Source organism: Tractidigestivibacter sp. (genome assembly GCF_050946515.1).
Taxonomy (GTDB): domain Bacteria; phylum Actinomycetota; class Coriobacteriia; order Coriobacteriales; family Atopobiaceae; genus Tractidigestivibacter.
On record NZ_JBMNUX010000018.1, the window covers coordinates 32450 to 47488 of the forward strand.

The following is a 15039-nucleotide window of genomic DNA, read 5'->3' on the forward strand; positions in this document are numbered from 1 at the left end:
GGACCATGTGGAGCACCTTCAAGGTCACGGTCAAGACGCTCATGAGAAACCCCAACACCTACATCTGGTGCCTAGGGTTTCCCGTGGTCCTGGCCACGCTCTTCTTCTCCATGTTCGGAGGGCTAAGGACGCTGAACATGGACGAGCCCGTGGACGTCGCCGTCGTTGCCGACGACGCATGGGACAAGTCCGATTTCTCGCAGGTCGTCGACACCCTCGCCGAAGACGACAGCGACCAGCTCTTTGTGGTTCATGAGGTGGCGAGCCTCGAGGAGGGCGAGGAGCTCATCACCTCCGAAGAGGTCGCCGGCGTCTATTCGGTGGACGCAGACGGCAACCCCCAGCTCACGCTGCCCCCTGACGCCAGCGACAACAGCATACAGATCGACAGCACCATCCTTCAGACTGTCGCGGACTCCTACCTGCAGAACGTGGCGCTTCTCACCAGCATCGCCGAGGAGGATCCCATGGCGCTCGCCGACCAAGACAAGGTCGAGAGCGCACTCGGCCTCGAGACGTCGATCGAGAGCGCCCGGATAACCCACGAGGTGCCCGACGAGACCGTGCGCTACTACTACGCGCTGCTCGGCATGGTTGCCTTGTTCTGCGCCCAGAGCGCGCTTGTGGCCGTGTGCCGCGTGCTTCCGCAGGAAAGCGCCCTCGGGGCGCGCCGCTGCGTGGCCGGAACGAGCCGAGCCGTGCAGCTCATCGGCATCGTCCTCGGCAGCTGGGCCGTCTCCTACGCGTGCATGGTGCTGGCCTTTGCCTACATCCGCTTCGTTGGCGACGTGGGCTTCGGCGGGCGGGAGGGTCTCGTCCTTCTCGGCCTTGTGCCAGCAAGCCTCATGGCCTCGGGCATCGGAACTTTGGTCGGCGCCCTCCCCATCGGCAACGCCATGGCACGATCGGGCATCATGACCGTCATCAACATCGTGTGCAGCGCGCTTGCCGGTCTCTATGGCGAGGCCGTCATGGAGTTTTCCGACCAGCTGGTGCGCGATATGCCCTGGGAAGCATGGGTCAATCCCGTCAAGCTCTCGTCGGACCTCTTCTACAGCCTGTACTACTACGACGTCCTCACGCCCTTCTGGTCACGCTGCGTCGCATGCCTTATCTTTGCCGTCTTGACCCTCGGCGTGTCGGCTCTCATCTTCAGGAGGCAGCGCTATGAGCACCTTTAAGGCTGCGCTTCGCGTCGCGGCGCACCACCCCATCTACATCTGCGTCTACCTTGTTGGGCTTTCGCTTATGGGGCTGTTCGTCATCCTATCAGCGTTCGGAAACGTCGCTCTAACCACCCATGACAGTTTCGACGCCCGCGTCGCGGTTGTCGACCAGGACAACTCGGAGCTCTCGCACGCCATCTATGACAAGATCGGCGAGGACGGGACCATCGTGGAGGTGGGAGATTCAGACTTCGCCCTGCAGGATGCGCTGGCAACCTCCCAGGTCAACTGCATCGTCGTGATTCCGGAAGGCTTTGGGGACGACTTCGCCCAAGCGGCAAAGGACGGCGGCGAGCTTCCCGCCCTGCAGATTGCAAGCGGCACGCGCCAGGACGCCACTGCCCTCGTGAGCACCGAGCTCAGCGCGTGGCTGCGCCTCATAGGCGCCGACATGGCGCTCCAGCCAGAGGCGAGCGTGTCCGATATCGTGGACAACGTGGCAAGCGCCGCCGACGAGTCGGTCGAGACCCGCGTCGTGGCCAACACCCAGACCACTACCGGAGCGAGCGCGTTTGGGTCGTACCTGACCTTCTCGAGCTATGCGCTCTGTTCGAGCGTCGTGGTGTGCGCAGGCGTTGTCTTCTCGACGCTTGCCGACAGCGACCTTCGGCGCCGCATGCTCGCCTCGCCAATAACCCCGCGCGAGACGAACGCCTCGACGCTCGGGGCTGGCATCGTGATGGCGGTCGTCGCATGGGCCGTTACCTGCGGCGTCGGAATACTTGGCCTCATGGGCTACCTCACGGACGTCACCGCAGGACAGGTAGCGCTTGCGGTCCTCGCCATGCTTGCCTATGCGATGGTGCCGCTGGCAGTGGCATTTCTCCTGTCGCAGTTCTCGGCAAGCGAGGACCTCATCAATGCCATCGGCAACATCCTCGGCATGGTGATGTCGTTTCTCGGCGGCGCGTGGATCTCGCTTGACCTCATGAGCGACGGCATGCGGACCGCCGCGATGTTCTCGCCCTCCTATTGGCTCAAGCGCGCCGTCGACTCCGCGCTCACGACCCCCAACGCCCAGAGAATCGCGGCAGACGTGGGCATCATCCTGCTCTTCGCCGCCGCGATCGCCTTGGTTGGCATCGCCGTCGGCCGAGCGAGAAGGCAGACCGCCACGGCGTAGGCGAGAAGGTCGCCCCTCAAACCAGAAAACCGCAGCCGGTCGCGCAACGTTGCGCGACCGGCTGCGGTTACTTTCTAGACGAGGCGGTCTCTCTAGAGGTACTTGCGCCAGTCGTCCTCTTCCTCGTCCTCGTCTGCCTGCTGCTCGGCGCGTTCGCGAGAGCGCTCGGCCTCAAGCTCGGCGCGACTTCTGTAGGGGGCATCGTTCTTCTCGGGGAAGGTCGCGAAGGCATGCTGGAAGACCTCGAGGTTCTCGTCAGCGCGACCACGAGGAATCGAGAAGGTCACCTTCGTGGCCACATGCTTGCCGCTTGCGAGCTCCTCGCGGAACATCTCGGCCACCTCGGCCGCATCCCATCCAAAGACTCCGCAGCCATACGCGCCCAGCACCAGCTTGTCATGGCCAAGGGAGTCGGCGATACCCATCACGAAGGCTATGCGCGAGCGCATGTGCTCGGAAAGCTGCGCATCGCTCACGTGATAGCGCTCGCGAGCGAGCTTGGCATTCGGGGCCGCAACCACGATCACGTCTGAATACGAGTGAAACTTCTCGCGCTCAAAGCGCACCGCCGGCACTGCCAGGCCACGGTTGCGATAAAGCTCGCAATTGATGTTGTGACGGCGGTTCTCGGCATACCAGTCTGCCTTCTGAGAGAGCACGTTGTAGAGGAACGAATCAGCGCAAAGCGCCTCCTCCTGAGCCCAAGCGCCGCGCTCATAGCCGCCGCCCGGGCTCACGAACGACGCAAAGTCGAGCACTGCCATGTCGCAGCGGCTCGCAATGCCACGGCCCAAGCGAAGCACCGCCGAGCTGCTGCTCTCGTCGACGACCTCGACGGTCGGCACGTTGGGCTCGTGCTCGGGAGTGGCGGGGAGCTCTGAGAACTCCTTGACGCCAGCAAGCGATGACGCGATTTCGCCAGCGCATGACTTCTCCATCGCCGCGATGTGCGCCGTTGCCTGCTGCGCGCGGCTGGGACCGCGCCTGCCCCCTCGATGGCCCTGTTGGCTTTCGCCACGCCTGTTGTCCCTCGGCATGAAATCCCCCTCCGCAGAGCTGAAAAACGTCTCGAACCTGCAGAAACCCTACCACTTTTCGAACGATCAGGCTTGCGGGCAAGGCCCCAAGCGGTGCGGCCGCAGACGCCCGGGCGGGACAGGCATGGCGGCGCCTGGGGCGACGCTCATCGATTGGCTGTGGCCCATTGTGCGGGACCGTACTGGGCTGTGGCCCATTGTGCGGGACCTGACCAAACGCCGGTCCTGCGCGAACCCACACAATGGAAGGCCTTTTCTGCGGAAACGCCTCTAAGACCCACACGACGGCAGCATGGTCAAAGGAAACGTTTCATTGTGTGGGATTCGGCTCGTCCCATTGTGCGGGACCTCTCGAAAAGTTCCGCACGACATGGCTCTCGACCTGCGGAAATACCATGAATCCCCTCACGATAGGGAGAAGGGCGACGCGCTGGTCGCCCGGCAGCCCCACACGATGGAAAGACCCGCCGAGCAGAGCCACACGATGGGGGCAACGACCTGCAAAAACGCGAGCAAGTCCCACACAGCGGAAGAGCAGCGCCCCACACGATGGAACGCGCGCCCCTTGCGCGCCCCTTTTCTATCCTCGCGCGTTGCCGAGCATCTCGCGCGCGTGCGCCATCGAGGCCTCGCTGGTGTCCCCGGAAAGCATACGAGCGATCTCTGCCACGCGGTCCTCCCCCGTGACCTCGTCGATGAGCGTCTCAGGCGAGTCGCCGGAAGACTTGTGCACCAGATAGTGGCGATCGGCAGCCACGGCAACCTGCGCCAAGTGCGTGACGACGATCACCTGGTGCGTTCGGGCAAGGTCAGCGAGCACCTCGGCAAGCGCAACGGCGGTCGCGCCGCCCACCCCAGCGTCCACCTCGTCAAACACGAGCGTCTCGACGCGGTCGGCATCGCCCAGCACAACCTTGCAGGCAAGCATCACGCGGCTGACCTCGCCGCCAGAGGCGATCTTTCGAAGCGGCCTTGCGCTCAGCCCCGCAGCCGGACGATACATGAACTCGACGCGGCTGGGCCCCGCCTCGGTCCATTGCTCGCGTGGAAGTTGCTCTACCTTGACATCAAGGGCGGCCGTTCCCATCTCGAGGCGTGCCATCTGCTTGGTGACAGCCTTTGCCAGCCGCGGCGCCTCGCGCCTGCGCACGCCATCGAGCGACGCCGCCGCCTTGGACAGGCGCTCCTCCGCGCGCTTGAGCTCTTTTTGCGCGCGGCGCTCCGCCTCGCCGTCGTCCTCGCTGGCTGCCACGACCTCGGCCGCCTTGGCGCGGCGCTTGAAGACGTCCGCCATGGTTGGGCCAAAGCTGCGCTTGAGACCCTCGAGGCGCGAGAGGCGCGTTTGCATGCGCTCGAGCTCCTCCGGGTCAAACTCCACGCCTTCAGCATATTCGCGCAGCTCAGAGGCTACGTCTTCAATATCGATGAGCGAGCTCTCAAGCGTGTCTGCGTACTTTCCCAGCTCCTCGTCAAAACGCGCGCCGCTACGAAGCGAGCGAATCGCCTCTGACAGCTCGTCTGCCGCGCCGCCCTCGGAGGATATCGCCTCGTGCGCGTCGCCAGCGGCGCTTGCAAGCGCCTCGCCGTGCTCCACCTTAGGAAGCGCGGCCTCGATCTGCTCGTACTCCCCCTCTTTGGGGTCAACCTCGTCGATGCGCTTGAGCGTGAACTCGGCCTCGTCCAGCCGCTCGTTGGCGGAGCGCCCCAGTTCGCGGACGCGATCCAGCTCGTGGGCCGCGTCACGGGCGGCGGAAAGGGCCTCCCGGTAGGCGGAAAGCGCCTCCTGAGCCTCGTCTCCTGCCCATGAGTCAAGGATCTCAACATGCGACTGCACCGAAAGCAGGCGCTGGTGCTCGTGCTGACCGCAGAGGTCAACCGTCGACCCCACGCCGCTTGCCAGCTCGCGGACCGACCCCATGCGACCGTCCACCTCAACGCGGCTTCGGCCGTCCTGGGAGACGCGGCGCCGCACGACCGTGCCGTCCGGGTCTCCCCCGCGCTCGTAAAAGCGGCCCTCAACCACAAGGGCGTCCGACCCCTCGCGAACGGCGCCGGCATCGGCGCGCTCGCCAACCAGAAGCTTGAGGGCCGAGAGCAGCGCAGACTTGCCTGCGCCCGTCTCGCCCGTCAAGACGGTCATGCCGCTCGCCGGCTCAATGGTTGCGTCCTTGATGAGGGCAACATTCGTTGCGTGCAGCTCGTCAAGCATTACTTGCCCACCCTGCCGTAGAAGACTCGCGAGACCGACCCATAGAAGCTCTGGGCGCTATGGTCCAGCAAGATGATGTCGCCGGGCCCCCTGCGCACGGTTGCGCGCACGGGAACGCCCAAAGGATTGTTTCGCACGTTCTGCCCGTCTGCAAAGAAGTGGCGCTTTACGGGACGCTCGGGGCTCATCTCAATCACGACCACGTCCGAAGGGGCGGTAAGGAAGGCGCGGGCCATGATGGTGTGCGGGGCTATGGGCACGCACACCATGCCATTGAACTCGGGGGTCACGATGGGACCGCCCGCTGCCAACGCATATCCGGTAGAGCCCGTTGCGGTCGAGACCACAAAGCCATCGCCACGCAGGGTGTCGATGTGATTGCCCGAGACGGACACGTCAAACTGCACCATGTCGCCCATCCCGCCGCGCGAGAGGGCAAAGTCGTTCAGCGCAAAGCTCTTGATTGTGTAGCTGGTGCCGTCCGAGCACTCAAAGACGGACTCTATGTCCAGCGTGGCGCGATGCGATGCGTGCATCTTTCCCGCAAGCGCATCGCTGACGGTTTGAATCAGGCGGTCAGGGCCGTCGGCGGTAAGAAAGCCAAGGTGCCCATACGAGATGCCCAGGATTGGAATTTGCGAGTAGCCGACGATGCGCGCGGCACGAAGAAGCGTGCCGTCGCCCCCAAGGGAAACCACGAGCTGGCAGTCATTGGCGGTTTCGTCCTCATCCGAGAACCTCTTGAGGTTGCTCGCGCGCTTTGTCTCGATGCCTTGCCCTTCCAGCCACTCCTCAAGGACGTTTGCGCCCTCGATTGCGTCAGGACGAGAATGGTTCGGAATGATAAGGACCTTCACGCAGAGCCTCCAACCTAGTGCCAAAAATGCCACGCGAAAAAAGCGCGACGACATCAGAGTGTATACCCCGGATGTTGGCGAAAGGCCGCCGGCTTCCCCCATCAAGCGATGAACGGAAATGCGAGGCACCGCCGGAGCGCCGCGCAGAGGCGCCTAAGAGAGGGCTCCTCGGGCGTCGACCACAGCGCCCTCGGACACGACGCGCTCGAGATCAAGTGCCGTCGGAGCAAACCCGCGCTGCCCCAATAGCAGGTACTCGACGTTTCCCTTGTGACCGCGCACGGGGCTTTGGCAGCAGGCGACGGGTCCAAGGCCGGCCTCGGAAAAGGCCTCGGCGACGCGCCTGAGCGCTTCCAGCCGAACGGATTCGTCACGAACGACGCCGCCTTCCCCCACCTCGTCGCGAGCGGCCTCGAACTGCGGCTTGACCAAGGTGAGAAACGCCCCGTCCGTCTCAAGAAGTTCGAGCACAGCCGGAAGCACCGTGATGACTGAAGTGAACGAGACGTCGCACACGGCGAGCTGTATGGTGCCAACACGCTCGGGTGTGGGCACGTCAACGATGTTCGTGCGCTCAAGAAGCGTCACGCGATGGTTCTGGCGAAGCGTCCAGTCAAACTGCGCGTACCCCACGTCCACGGCGAGGACCGACTTTGCTCCGCGCGACAGGAGGCAGTCGGTGAAGCCTCCTGTCGAGCAGCCAACGTCCAAGCAGGCAAGGCCGGCCGGGTCTACGCGAAAGGCGTCAAGACCACGCTCCAGCTTGAGGCCACCTCGGCTTACGTAGGGGGTTCGACCGCGCACGTGGAGAGCAATTCCTGGAAGCACCTGCTCGCCGGCAGACTCAAGGCGACGGTCGGTCGTCGAGACCTCGCCCGCCAGCACGGCGCGCATGGCCTCTTCTCGCGTATGGAAGAAACCCTGCTCGACGAGCTCTTCGTCGAGCCGGTGACGCTTTGCCACTATGAGTCAGCGCCCGCGGTTTCTGGGGCGTCTTCGGTGCCGCTGCCTTCAGCGCTGTTGTCGGGCTCTTCTGGCTTGCCAGACGTGGCAGAGGCGCCATTTGCGCCAGAGGGGTTGGCCAGGCGCGCTTCCTCCTCGGGAGTGAAGTCGGTCGCATCCACAAGCTCTACCGCCTTCGAGCCGAGCGCGATGGCCTCGTCAAAAAGGTCGAGGGAGCGCTCGAGCGACACGTCCTTCGCGCGAACAGCGTCGACGATATCGTCGAGACGATCGCTTATCTGGTCGAAGGTCTGGTACTTTGACGTATCAGTCTTCGCCACGCGGCTCGCCCTCCTCGACGGATGCGGAGGTGTCTGCAGAGACAGTAGAGGCAGGCTCCGATGCGGCGGGCTCCGCAGGCGTTCCTGGCTCGCTCGCCTCGCCCTTCTCGCCACCCGTCGCCGCCAGCTCAAGCTTTGCCTTCTCGACAACATCGACTCCCGCGCTCAGGTCGTCAACCACACGGCCGAGAAGCCCGTTCACAAAGCGCGGGGACTCGTTTCCGCCAAACGCCTTGGCGATCTCGACGCACTCGTTGATCGTGACGGCGGGCTCGACGTCATCCTCTTCGAGAATCTCGTAGAGGGCCAGGCGCAAGAGGTTGCGGTCGACGGCCGGCATGCGGTCCAGGCTCCAGCTAGTGGATCGGGTGGCGATCACTGCGTCGAGGTCGTGTTTCATAGCGTCCGCGCCAAGCGCCAGCTCACGACCATAGTCGTCGAGCGGGTACTCGGAAAGAGCATAGTCGCCGGAAAGGACGTCCTCGACCGTGCGACGATTTGCCTCAGCCTGGAAGAGAAGCTGAAGGGCTTGACTGCGTGCGAGCGTGCGCCCGCCAAAATGAATGGACAAGTTACTCCTTGGGAAAGACGAGGCTGTCGATGCAGACATCGACCGCTGAGACATCGACGCCAATCTGCTCGGTCACGGCTTCGGCAACCTCGGCGCGCACGTCAGCCGCAAGCTTGGTGAAGGGGTATCCGTAGAAGACCGCCAGGTGCACCGTCACCTTGAGGGCACCATCGACGACCTCAGACTCAACGGCAGCCTCCGGCGAGACTGAACGGCTGGTGAATACGTTGATCAGGCTCGAAGCAATGTCGTTTCCGCCGACAGAGGCGACTCCCTCGACGCGCTTAGCGGCAAGCGAGACGACCGTTGAGATGACGCCCTTCGAGATGCCGATGCCAGAAACGTAGAGCTCGTTTTCGGCCATTGCAAACCTCCTTGCTCACTGCCCGCTCATGTCAGCCGGGCCGACAACTTCAAACACCTGTCAGTATAGCGGTTGAAAGATGATGTTCCATCCAAGCACCGCTTGACAAGAGGACCCGCGCGGCGAACACCGTGCGGGCCCAAAATCTACAAATGCGAAGGGCTTAGACGCGGGAGACAAACTTGCCGTCGCGCGTGTCGACCTTGATCTTCTCGCCCTCGTTCAGATACATGGGAACCTGAATCGTGGCACCGGTCTCGATAGTAGCAGGCTTGGTGCCGCCCTGGACGGTATCGCCCTTGAAGCCAGGGTCGGTCTTGGTGATCTCGACCTCGATGAACATGGGCGGCTGAACGCCGAGCAGCTCGGTGTCGGCGTAGAGAAGCTGGCAGTTGTCGTTCTCCTTCAGCCACTGGGCGTTGTCACCAATGAAGTCAGTGGAGACAGGGATCTGCTCGTAGGTGTCGTTGTCCATGAAGTAGTATGCGTCGCCGTCGTTGTAGAGGTACTGCATCTCCTTCGTGATCAGCTGGACGCTCTCGAACTTGGTGCCTGCGTTGCAGGTCTGCTCGATGGTGCGACCGGCCTTGAGGTCCTTGATCTTGTAACGAACGAAGGCGCCGCCCTTGCCAGGCTTGACGTGCTGGAACTCCACGATCGTGTAGTACTTGCCGTTGATCTTGAGGCCCATGCCGTTCTTGAAATCTGCGGTGCTGATGGTTGCCATTGGTGTCTCTCCCCTCACGACCCTCTTCGGGGGGTCAGTCGACAGAACGGTACAAAATTATAGGCATGCAGTAGGGATATGCGCTCCACACGTTACGAGCTGCGGAAAATTCGCACGAAATCCCACACGATGCCTACGTTTACGCTTGAGCTGCACTTTTTTAGTTGCCGCGAAGGTGCTGAGGATTAGTCCTCGGAATCGTCACCGGCATCGGTCTCGGAGGCGTCGGTCTCCTCCGCCTCGTCGCCCCGCTTGCCAATGCGACCACCAGTGCGATTCCAAACGCCCTTGAGTCCATAGCCAATGATCTTCGCAAACGAGGGGGAGCGCTGAAGGCGGTCTTCGGGCACATGCTCGCGAACGGCTCGCAGCGTAGCGATGTTGTCGCGCGTCGAGAAGTCGAAATGACCGGCCGACTTGGTGAAGATGGCAAAGCGAGTGATCTTCTTGCCCACGACCTCGGCCGAGATGTAGTCAATCTCTTCCCAGGGGATCTGGATGTAGTCCTCGGGGTTCTTCTCGTTGTAGTATTCGAAGGCCTTGTCGCCAATCATCACGTCGCCGTAGCTTGATAGCCCGCGCAAGAACGTTGCCTTGATGGTGAATTCGACTTTTGTGTTCTGGGATTGAGCCACTAGGATACCCCCGAGGTCGGCTGTACTGGAACTTTGATAGTATACGTCGTTCAAGGCCGCTGATGCCCACACAACGCACCGCGAAGCCCCGCCCCTCCGCGGACCGCGCTGCCAGGTTGCGCGAGTTCTGATGCCCACAGGACGTGCGCTGCCAAGTTACGCGAGTTCTGATGCCCACAGGACGTGCGCTGCCAAGTTGCGCGAGTTCTGATGCTTGGGCTTGCCAAGTTGCGCGACCTCTGATGCCCAATCTGCCAGTTTATTCGACTTCTGATGCCCGGCATGCCAAGTTGCGCGACCTCTGATGCTGCAAAAGTCGCGCAACCTGGCAGCGACGAAAAGCGTAGCCCCTTCCCTATCTGCAGCTTCTCCAGAATGCTCCCCATCGTGTGGGGCTTTTTCGTGTGGGGCTTTTCGCCCTGAAATGATCTTCTCGCGGGAAAAGTCAATAAAAATGCAGCCAAAGTACCTAGTCACACTGCAAGCAGCCCCACTCAGCGTGCCTAATAACATGGGAATTTCCCCGCTGGGACCGAAGCCGACCCTCCTAGCCCTTCAAGGCTTTCATGGAACAATAGAATGTATCTGAAGACAATCCAAGAAGGGTGGCACAGACGAGGAGACTCAGAAGTAAGCACGTGAAACAGATGATCGCGATAGGTTCTACGCGCTGATGCTAGGCTTTTTCAAAATCATTGAGATGACGTCGGATGGAGACTCTGATGGAGCAGTACAGGGACAAGCGAACGATTACGAGCCTTGGCGACGTTGCGAGGGAGTGCCCGTTCTGCGGGGGCACCGACATATGCCTCGTCGAGAGGAAGGTCAACGGCGTCGGCGCGACGTACTACGGCGTGAGGTGCGTGAGCTGCCACGCAAACATCGAGTCGTGCTTCTTCGAGCGCCCATGGGACGCCATCAACGCCTGGAACGGCGGGGACGAGGGGCGCTACTGCGACCGGGCGCATCGCGACGAGCAGTAGGAACAGGGACAGCGGCTTTGCGCCGCGGCAGAAGATTTCGAGAGCCATCGAGACGATGACAACAGACTGGGGTTGGAATGGAACAGCGCAGGAACATGCAGAAGCTCACGATGCTCGGGGACGTGGCGAAGGAGTGCCCGTTCTGCGGGAGCAAGAAGATTTACCTCGTCGAGAATAAGGCCGACGCGAAGAGCGCGACGTACTACGGGGTCACGTGCGTCGACTGCTTAGCCAGAACCGAGTCATGCTTCTTCGAGCGCCCGTGGGAGGCAATCAACGCCTGGAACGGCGGGGACGAGGGAAGGTACTGCGACAGGAAGCACCACGACGAGCAATAGAAATAGGGACGGCGGCTGGATGCCACCGTCACGGTCGCGCATTCTCATCCCTTCGATGAACTACGTGAGCACACCGTCGTCAACGAAGGCGGACGTGATCTCATCCCTGAAGGTTACTTCGAAGTAACCGCGAGTCTTTTCGCAATTGTGACCTTCCCTATCGTCAAGACAAGCAATCCCAGACACTCAGTTCAACAAAGTTACTTAGCTTCTGAAAACGTCCCGACGGTCCACCTACCAGGTGATGCGACTTCTGATGCTAAGCGCTGCCAGGTTGCGCGACCTCTGATGCCCGTTTTGCCAACTTGCGCGACCTCTGATGCCCAACCTGCCAGGTTACGCGACCTCTGATGCTGCAAAAGTCGCGGAAGCTGGCATGGGTCGGTCCACCTGCCAGGTTACGCGACCTCTGATGCTGCAAAAGTCGCGGAAGCTGGCAGCGGGACCGCGAGCTGACCGTTGTGTGGGACCGGAACGCCATCTCGGCGCTTGTCGCGGCACAAAAAAAGGACCGCACCAGTTGCGTGGTGCGGTCCTTGCTTTACCGGATATCGTCGCTAGGCGTACCCGTCGTCGAGGCTTACATGAAGCCGCAGAGACGACCAAGGATACCGAAGGCGAACAGGCAAAGGATGATGGTGATCGGGGAGACCTTCTTCTTGAGCAGCCAGCAGCACAGAAGCGTAAGGCCAAGAGCGCACAGACCAGGGATCAGGGAGTCGAGGTTGTCCTGAAGGGTCGTGGTCTTGTACTCATTGAGGCCAGCGGAGCCGAGCTGATCGTAAAGGGTCAGTGCCTCCTTGATGCCGTCTGCATCGCCGGTGATGGTGCTCCAGTCGATGTAGGCGCCCTCCTGCTGCGGGATCGTAGAGACGACCGGGGTGAAGGAGATGGAGACCCAGCGCTCGACCAGTGCGCCGATGACGAACATACCAAGGATGGAAGCGCCCTCGGTAACCTTGCCGAGCAGACCGCCGGAGAGGTCCTGAGAGATGGAGGTTCCGACGTTATAGCCGAACTCCTGCGTGTACCACAGGAAGGCAAGACGAATGACGTTCCAGAGCACGAAGAACAGGATCGGGCCCATGATGGAGCCGCCCATTGCCAGGGAGGCACCAAGAGCGCCGAGAATCGGTCGAACCGTGTACCAGAACACAGGGTCGCCGACGCCGGCCAGAGGACCCATCATGCCGACCTTAACGCCCTGGATGGCGACGTCGTCGATGGGGGCACCGTTGGCGCGCTCCTCCTCCATTGCCAGCGTGACGCCGATGACAGGGGCGGAGACGTACGGGTGCGTGTTGTAGAACTCGAGGTGACGCTTAAGGGCCGCCTTCTGGTCCTCAGGATCCTTGTAGAGGGCCTTGATGGCCGGGATCATTGCGTAGCACCAGCCGCCGTTCTGCATTCTCTCGTAGTTCCAAGAGCCCTGCAGATACTGGTGGCGGTTAAAGACCTTGAGACGAGTGGACTTCGAAAGCTTAATCTTGCCGTCCTCAGTGGTCTCGATTGCTGCGTCCTTCTTATCTGCCATGTTTTTCACACTCCTTTTCTGGCTTCGCGGATTAGTAGTTGTCCAAGATGTCGCCCAGCGGGTCGGCGGATCCACCGCCGCCGCCAGCGCCAGCCTGCTCCTTGGCGTAATCCTTGAGGCCCAGGTAAATCAGAGCCATGCAAACGCCGATGGCGCCGAGGGCGATAAGGGTGAGCTCAGACAGAGCAGCAAGGACGAAGCCGAGCACGAAGAACGGCCAGACCTCCTTGGTAGCCATCATGTTGATGACCATGGCGTAGCCGACTGCAGCAACCATGCCGCCGCCGACGGCCATGCCGCCGGACAGCCAGACAGGCATTGCGTTCAGGGCTGCGGTAACGGCCTCGGACGGAATGAAGCAAAGGGCAGCGGCGGGGATGGCGATACGAAGACCCTGCATGCAGATAGCGACGATCTGCCAGATCTCGATGCCGCGCATATCGTCCTTCTCGGCGCAGGCGTCCATTGCGTGCACGATGGCCGTTGCGATGGTACGGCAAATCATCGTGAGGAACAGGCCTGCGACGGACAGAGGAACGGCCAGTGCGATGGAGGTGTTGATGGCCTCGGTGGCGTCTCCGCCGGAGTTAAGCGCGAGGACCATAAGAATGGCGGACGCGACGGAAGCGAGAGCGGCGTCAGGGGCGACGGCTGCGCCGATGTTAGCCCAGCCAAGGGCAATCATCTGAAGCGAGCCACCCAGCATAATGCCCTCGGTAAGGTGACCGGTAACGAGGCCGATCAGCGTACAAGCGACCAGCGGCTGGTGGAACTCCCACTCGTCGAGGATGCCCTCCATGCCGGCGAGGAACGCGACAATGATGACGAGCAGAACGGAAATTCCTGACATTATTCCCTCCTTTTACTGAGCTTGAGCGGCGAGCTCTTCCTCGGCCTTCTTGATAAGGCTGTCGAAGTTCTCTGCCTTGTCTGCGGGGACCTTACGGACGTCGAACTCAACGCCCAGAGACTGGATCTTCTTGAGGCAGTCGACGTCGGCCTGGTCCATGGCGAGTGCCTGGTTGACGACGACCTTGCCCACGGAGTGCGCCATCGAGCCCAGGTTCAGGGTCTTGATGGGCACGCCGCCCTCAATGGCGCGCAGAGCGTCCTGCGGGGTCTCGAAGAGCAGCATCGCCTTGGTGGCACCAAAGCGCGGGTCGTGAGCGACCTCGATGATCTTCGAGATGGGGACGACGTGAACGTGAACTCCTGGAGGCGCAGCCTGAATAATCATGGTCTTGCGCAGCTGATCCTTCGACACGCCATCGGAGCAAACGATGATGCGGTCGGGATTCGTCTGCTTGGTCCAAGTGGTAGCCACCTGACCGTGAAGCAAGCGCGTATCGCAGCGGGCAAGGACGACCTTGATGTGGCCGTCGCCCAATACCGTCCCCTCGGGGATGGCGCCAGTCGGAGCGGCGGGAGCAGCAGCAGCTGTGGCGGCAGGCGCCTCATCCTTGGGCTGCAGCTCCTCCGGCTTGATGCGGATGCCGTTACGGGCCTCTGTGAAGATGTCCTTGGCGATGTCCGCTGCGGTGGCGCCGTCGTCCATGCGATCGCCGTAGGCCTGAATCAGCATGGGCAGGTTAAGACCCGTGAGCATGACCCAGTCCTCGTGATCGCCAGCGAGAAGACCGTTGACCTGGTTGAAGGGCGTAGCGCCCCACAGATCGACGAGGAAGAGCACGTGCTCCTGCTCATCGAACGAGGCAACGGCAGCCGTCAGCTTTGCCTTAAGGTCGTCGGGGCCCATGTCGGGGGTCAGGGTGACTGCAGCAACATTTTGCTGCGGCCCGAAAATCATCTGACCGGACTCCATGATTCCCTCGGCGAACTTGCCGTGGCTAGCTAGAACGATACTGACCATCTTTCCTCCTTACAAATCTCTCGTGTTACCGACAGTTACCATGGAATATGTGAAGAGGCCTCCACGAATTCTGCTTTGTGTCTCCACGCATGCTCCATGACGGCTACACAGTATACGACACCGAGCCCCCAATCGTCTTGCGAATCCAAAAATTGGGTGAACTGGCTGAGATCCTTCGACACGAACGAGCGTTGGCTAGCGAAAGCCCATGCCTGATGGTGTCCCTATCGTAGTCCTTCTCATCTAGGCTGCCCTCTGGTTGATGCCTGTGTAGTACCAGTC

Annotated in this window: 16 protein-coding genes; 4 read left to right on the plus strand and 12 right to left on the minus strand. The window is 61.7% G+C overall.

Annotation, left to right across the window (positions count from 1 at the left end; translation table 11 throughout):
• Positions 1–5 precede the first annotated feature (5 nt).
• A complete protein-coding gene (locus ACOYJL_RS09580) occupies positions 6–1181 on the plus strand; it encodes an ABC transporter permease (RefSeq protein ID WP_433570007.1) in 1176 nt (391 codons plus the stop codon).
• Positions 1168–2349 carry an ABC transporter permease gene (locus ACOYJL_RS09585; protein ID WP_433570008.1) on the plus strand — a complete coding sequence of 394 codons (1182 nt, stop codon included), beginning with the start codon at positions 1168–1170 and terminating at the stop codon, positions 2347–2349. Before ACOYJL_RS09580 ends, ACOYJL_RS09585 begins: the two co-directional genes overlap by 14 nt.
• Before the next feature lie 92 nt (positions 2350–2441).
• Here the strand turns inward: ACOYJL_RS09585 and ACOYJL_RS09590 are convergent, their stop codons facing one another.
• From ACOYJL_RS09590 to ACOYJL_RS09630, 9 genes are all read right to left on the minus strand, one after another.
• A complete protein-coding gene (locus ACOYJL_RS09590; RefSeq protein ID WP_433570009.1) occupies positions 2442–3386 on the minus strand; it encodes a TIGR02452 family protein in 945 nt (314 codons plus the stop codon).
• Positions 3387–3966: 580 nt separating this feature from the next.
• Complete coding sequence (recN, locus tag ACOYJL_RS09595; RefSeq protein WP_433570010.1) at positions 3967–5595, minus strand: DNA repair protein RecN; 1629 nt, start codon at positions 5593–5595, stop codon at positions 3967–3969.
• Positions 5595–6452, minus strand: coding sequence for an NAD(+)/NADH kinase (locus tag ACOYJL_RS09600; RefSeq protein ID WP_433570011.1), 858 nt, complete (start codon positions 6450–6452; stop codon positions 5595–5597). The genes recN and ACOYJL_RS09600 overlap by 1 nt, the downstream gene beginning before the upstream one ends.
• 153 nt (positions 6453–6605) lie before the next feature.
• Positions 6606–7415 (minus strand): TlyA family RNA methyltransferase, encoded by an 810-nt coding sequence (locus ACOYJL_RS09605; RefSeq protein ID WP_433570012.1) that lies wholly within the window; start codon positions 7413–7415, stop codon positions 6606–6608.
• On the minus strand, positions 7415–7735 hold the full coding sequence (locus ACOYJL_RS09610; RefSeq protein ID WP_433570013.1) for an exodeoxyribonuclease VII small subunit: 321 nt from the start codon (positions 7733–7735) through the stop codon (positions 7415–7417). The genes ACOYJL_RS09605 and ACOYJL_RS09610 overlap by 1 nt, the downstream gene beginning before the upstream one ends.
• Positions 7722–8306, minus strand: a complete 585-nt coding sequence (nusB, locus tag ACOYJL_RS09615; RefSeq protein ID WP_433570014.1) for a transcription antitermination factor NusB — start codon at positions 8304–8306, stop codon at positions 7722–7724. The genes ACOYJL_RS09610 and nusB overlap by 14 nt, the downstream gene beginning before the upstream one ends.
• Position 8307: 1 nt before the next feature.
• The gene (locus ACOYJL_RS09620) at positions 8308–8670 is read right to left on the minus strand and encodes an Asp23/Gls24 family envelope stress response protein (RefSeq protein ID WP_433570015.1); all 363 of its coding nucleotides are present in this window, start codon (positions 8668–8670) and stop codon (positions 8308–8310) included.
• Positions 8671–8833: 163 nt separating this feature from the next.
• Complete coding sequence (gene efp / locus ACOYJL_RS09625; protein WP_433570016.1) at positions 8834–9397, minus strand: elongation factor P; 564 nt, start codon at positions 9395–9397, stop codon at positions 8834–8836.
• 185 nt (positions 9398–9582) lie between these two features.
• On the minus strand, positions 9583–10032 hold the full coding sequence (locus tag ACOYJL_RS09630) for a DUF956 family protein (RefSeq protein ID WP_433570017.1): 450 nt from the start codon (positions 10030–10032) through the stop codon (positions 9583–9585).
• 722 nt (positions 10033–10754) lie between these two features.
• Here ACOYJL_RS09630 and ACOYJL_RS09635 point away from each other — a divergent pair.
• Both ACOYJL_RS09635 and ACOYJL_RS09640 read left to right on the plus strand, forming a co-directional pair.
• Positions 10755–11015: a hypothetical protein gene (locus ACOYJL_RS09635; protein ID WP_433570018.1), complete on the plus strand. Its 261-nt coding sequence runs from the start codon at positions 10755–10757 to the stop codon at positions 11013–11015.
• 77 nt (positions 11016–11092) lie between these two features.
• Complete coding sequence (locus tag ACOYJL_RS09640) at positions 11093–11353, plus strand: Lar family restriction alleviation protein (protein ID WP_433570019.1); 261 nt, start codon at positions 11093–11095, stop codon at positions 11351–11353.
• 580 nt (positions 11354–11933) lie between these two features.
• Here ACOYJL_RS09640 and ACOYJL_RS09645 read toward each other — a convergent pair.
• The 3 genes from ACOYJL_RS09645 to ACOYJL_RS09655 are packed head-to-tail and all read right to left on the minus strand — an operon-like array spanning position 11934 to position 14757.
• Entirely contained in the window at positions 11934–12887 is a 954-nt protein-coding gene (locus tag ACOYJL_RS09645) for a PTS system mannose/fructose/sorbose family transporter subunit IID (protein ID WP_433570020.1), read from the minus strand.
• A 31-nt stretch (positions 12888–12918) separates the two neighbouring features.
• Positions 12919–13737 (minus strand): PTS mannose/fructose/sorbose transporter subunit IIC, encoded by an 819-nt coding sequence (locus ACOYJL_RS09650; RefSeq protein ID WP_433570021.1) that lies wholly within the window; start codon positions 13735–13737, stop codon positions 12919–12921.
• A 12-nt stretch (positions 13738–13749) separates the two neighbouring features.
• On the minus strand, positions 13750–14757 hold the full coding sequence (locus ACOYJL_RS09655) for a PTS sugar transporter subunit IIB (RefSeq protein WP_433570022.1): 1008 nt from the start codon (positions 14755–14757) through the stop codon (positions 13750–13752).
• Positions 14758–15039: the final 282 nt, after the last annotated feature.

Coding starts and splice junctions, on each gene's coding strand:
- ACOYJL_RS09580 (WP_433570007.1), top strand. CDS start 6: ATGTGGAGCACCTTCAAGGTCACGGTCAAGACGCTCATGAGAAACCCC.
- ACOYJL_RS09585 (WP_433570008.1), top strand. CDS start 1,168: ATGAGCACCTTTAAGGCTGCGCTTCGCGTCGCGGCGCACCACCCCATC.
- ACOYJL_RS09590 (WP_433570009.1), bottom strand. CDS start 3,386: ATGCCGAGGGACAACAGGCGTGGCGAAAGCCAACAGGGCCATCGAGGG.
- recN (WP_433570010.1), bottom strand. CDS start 5,595: ATGCTTGACGAGCTGCACGCAACGAATGTTGCCCTCATCAAGGACGCA.
- ACOYJL_RS09620 (WP_433570015.1), bottom strand. CDS start 8,670: ATGGCCGAAAACGAGCTCTACGTTTCTGGCATCGGCATCTCGAAGGGC.
- efp (WP_433570016.1), bottom strand. CDS start 9,397: ATGGCAACCATCAGCACCGCAGATTTCAAGAACGGCATGGGCCTCAAG.
- ACOYJL_RS09635 (WP_433570018.1), top strand. CDS start 10,755: ATGGAGCAGTACAGGGACAAGCGAACGATTACGAGCCTTGGCGACGTT.
- ACOYJL_RS09640 (WP_433570019.1), top strand. CDS start 11,093: ATGGAACAGCGCAGGAACATGCAGAAGCTCACGATGCTCGGGGACGTG.
- ACOYJL_RS09645 (WP_433570020.1), bottom strand. CDS start 12,887: ATGGCAGATAAGAAGGACGCAGCAATCGAGACCACTGAGGACGGCAAG.
- ACOYJL_RS09650 (WP_433570021.1), bottom strand. CDS start 13,737: ATGTCAGGAATTTCCGTTCTGCTCGTCATCATTGTCGCGTTCCTCGCC.
- ACOYJL_RS09655 (WP_433570022.1), bottom strand. CDS start 14,757: ATGGTCAGTATCGTTCTAGCTAGCCACGGCAAGTTCGCCGAGGGAATC.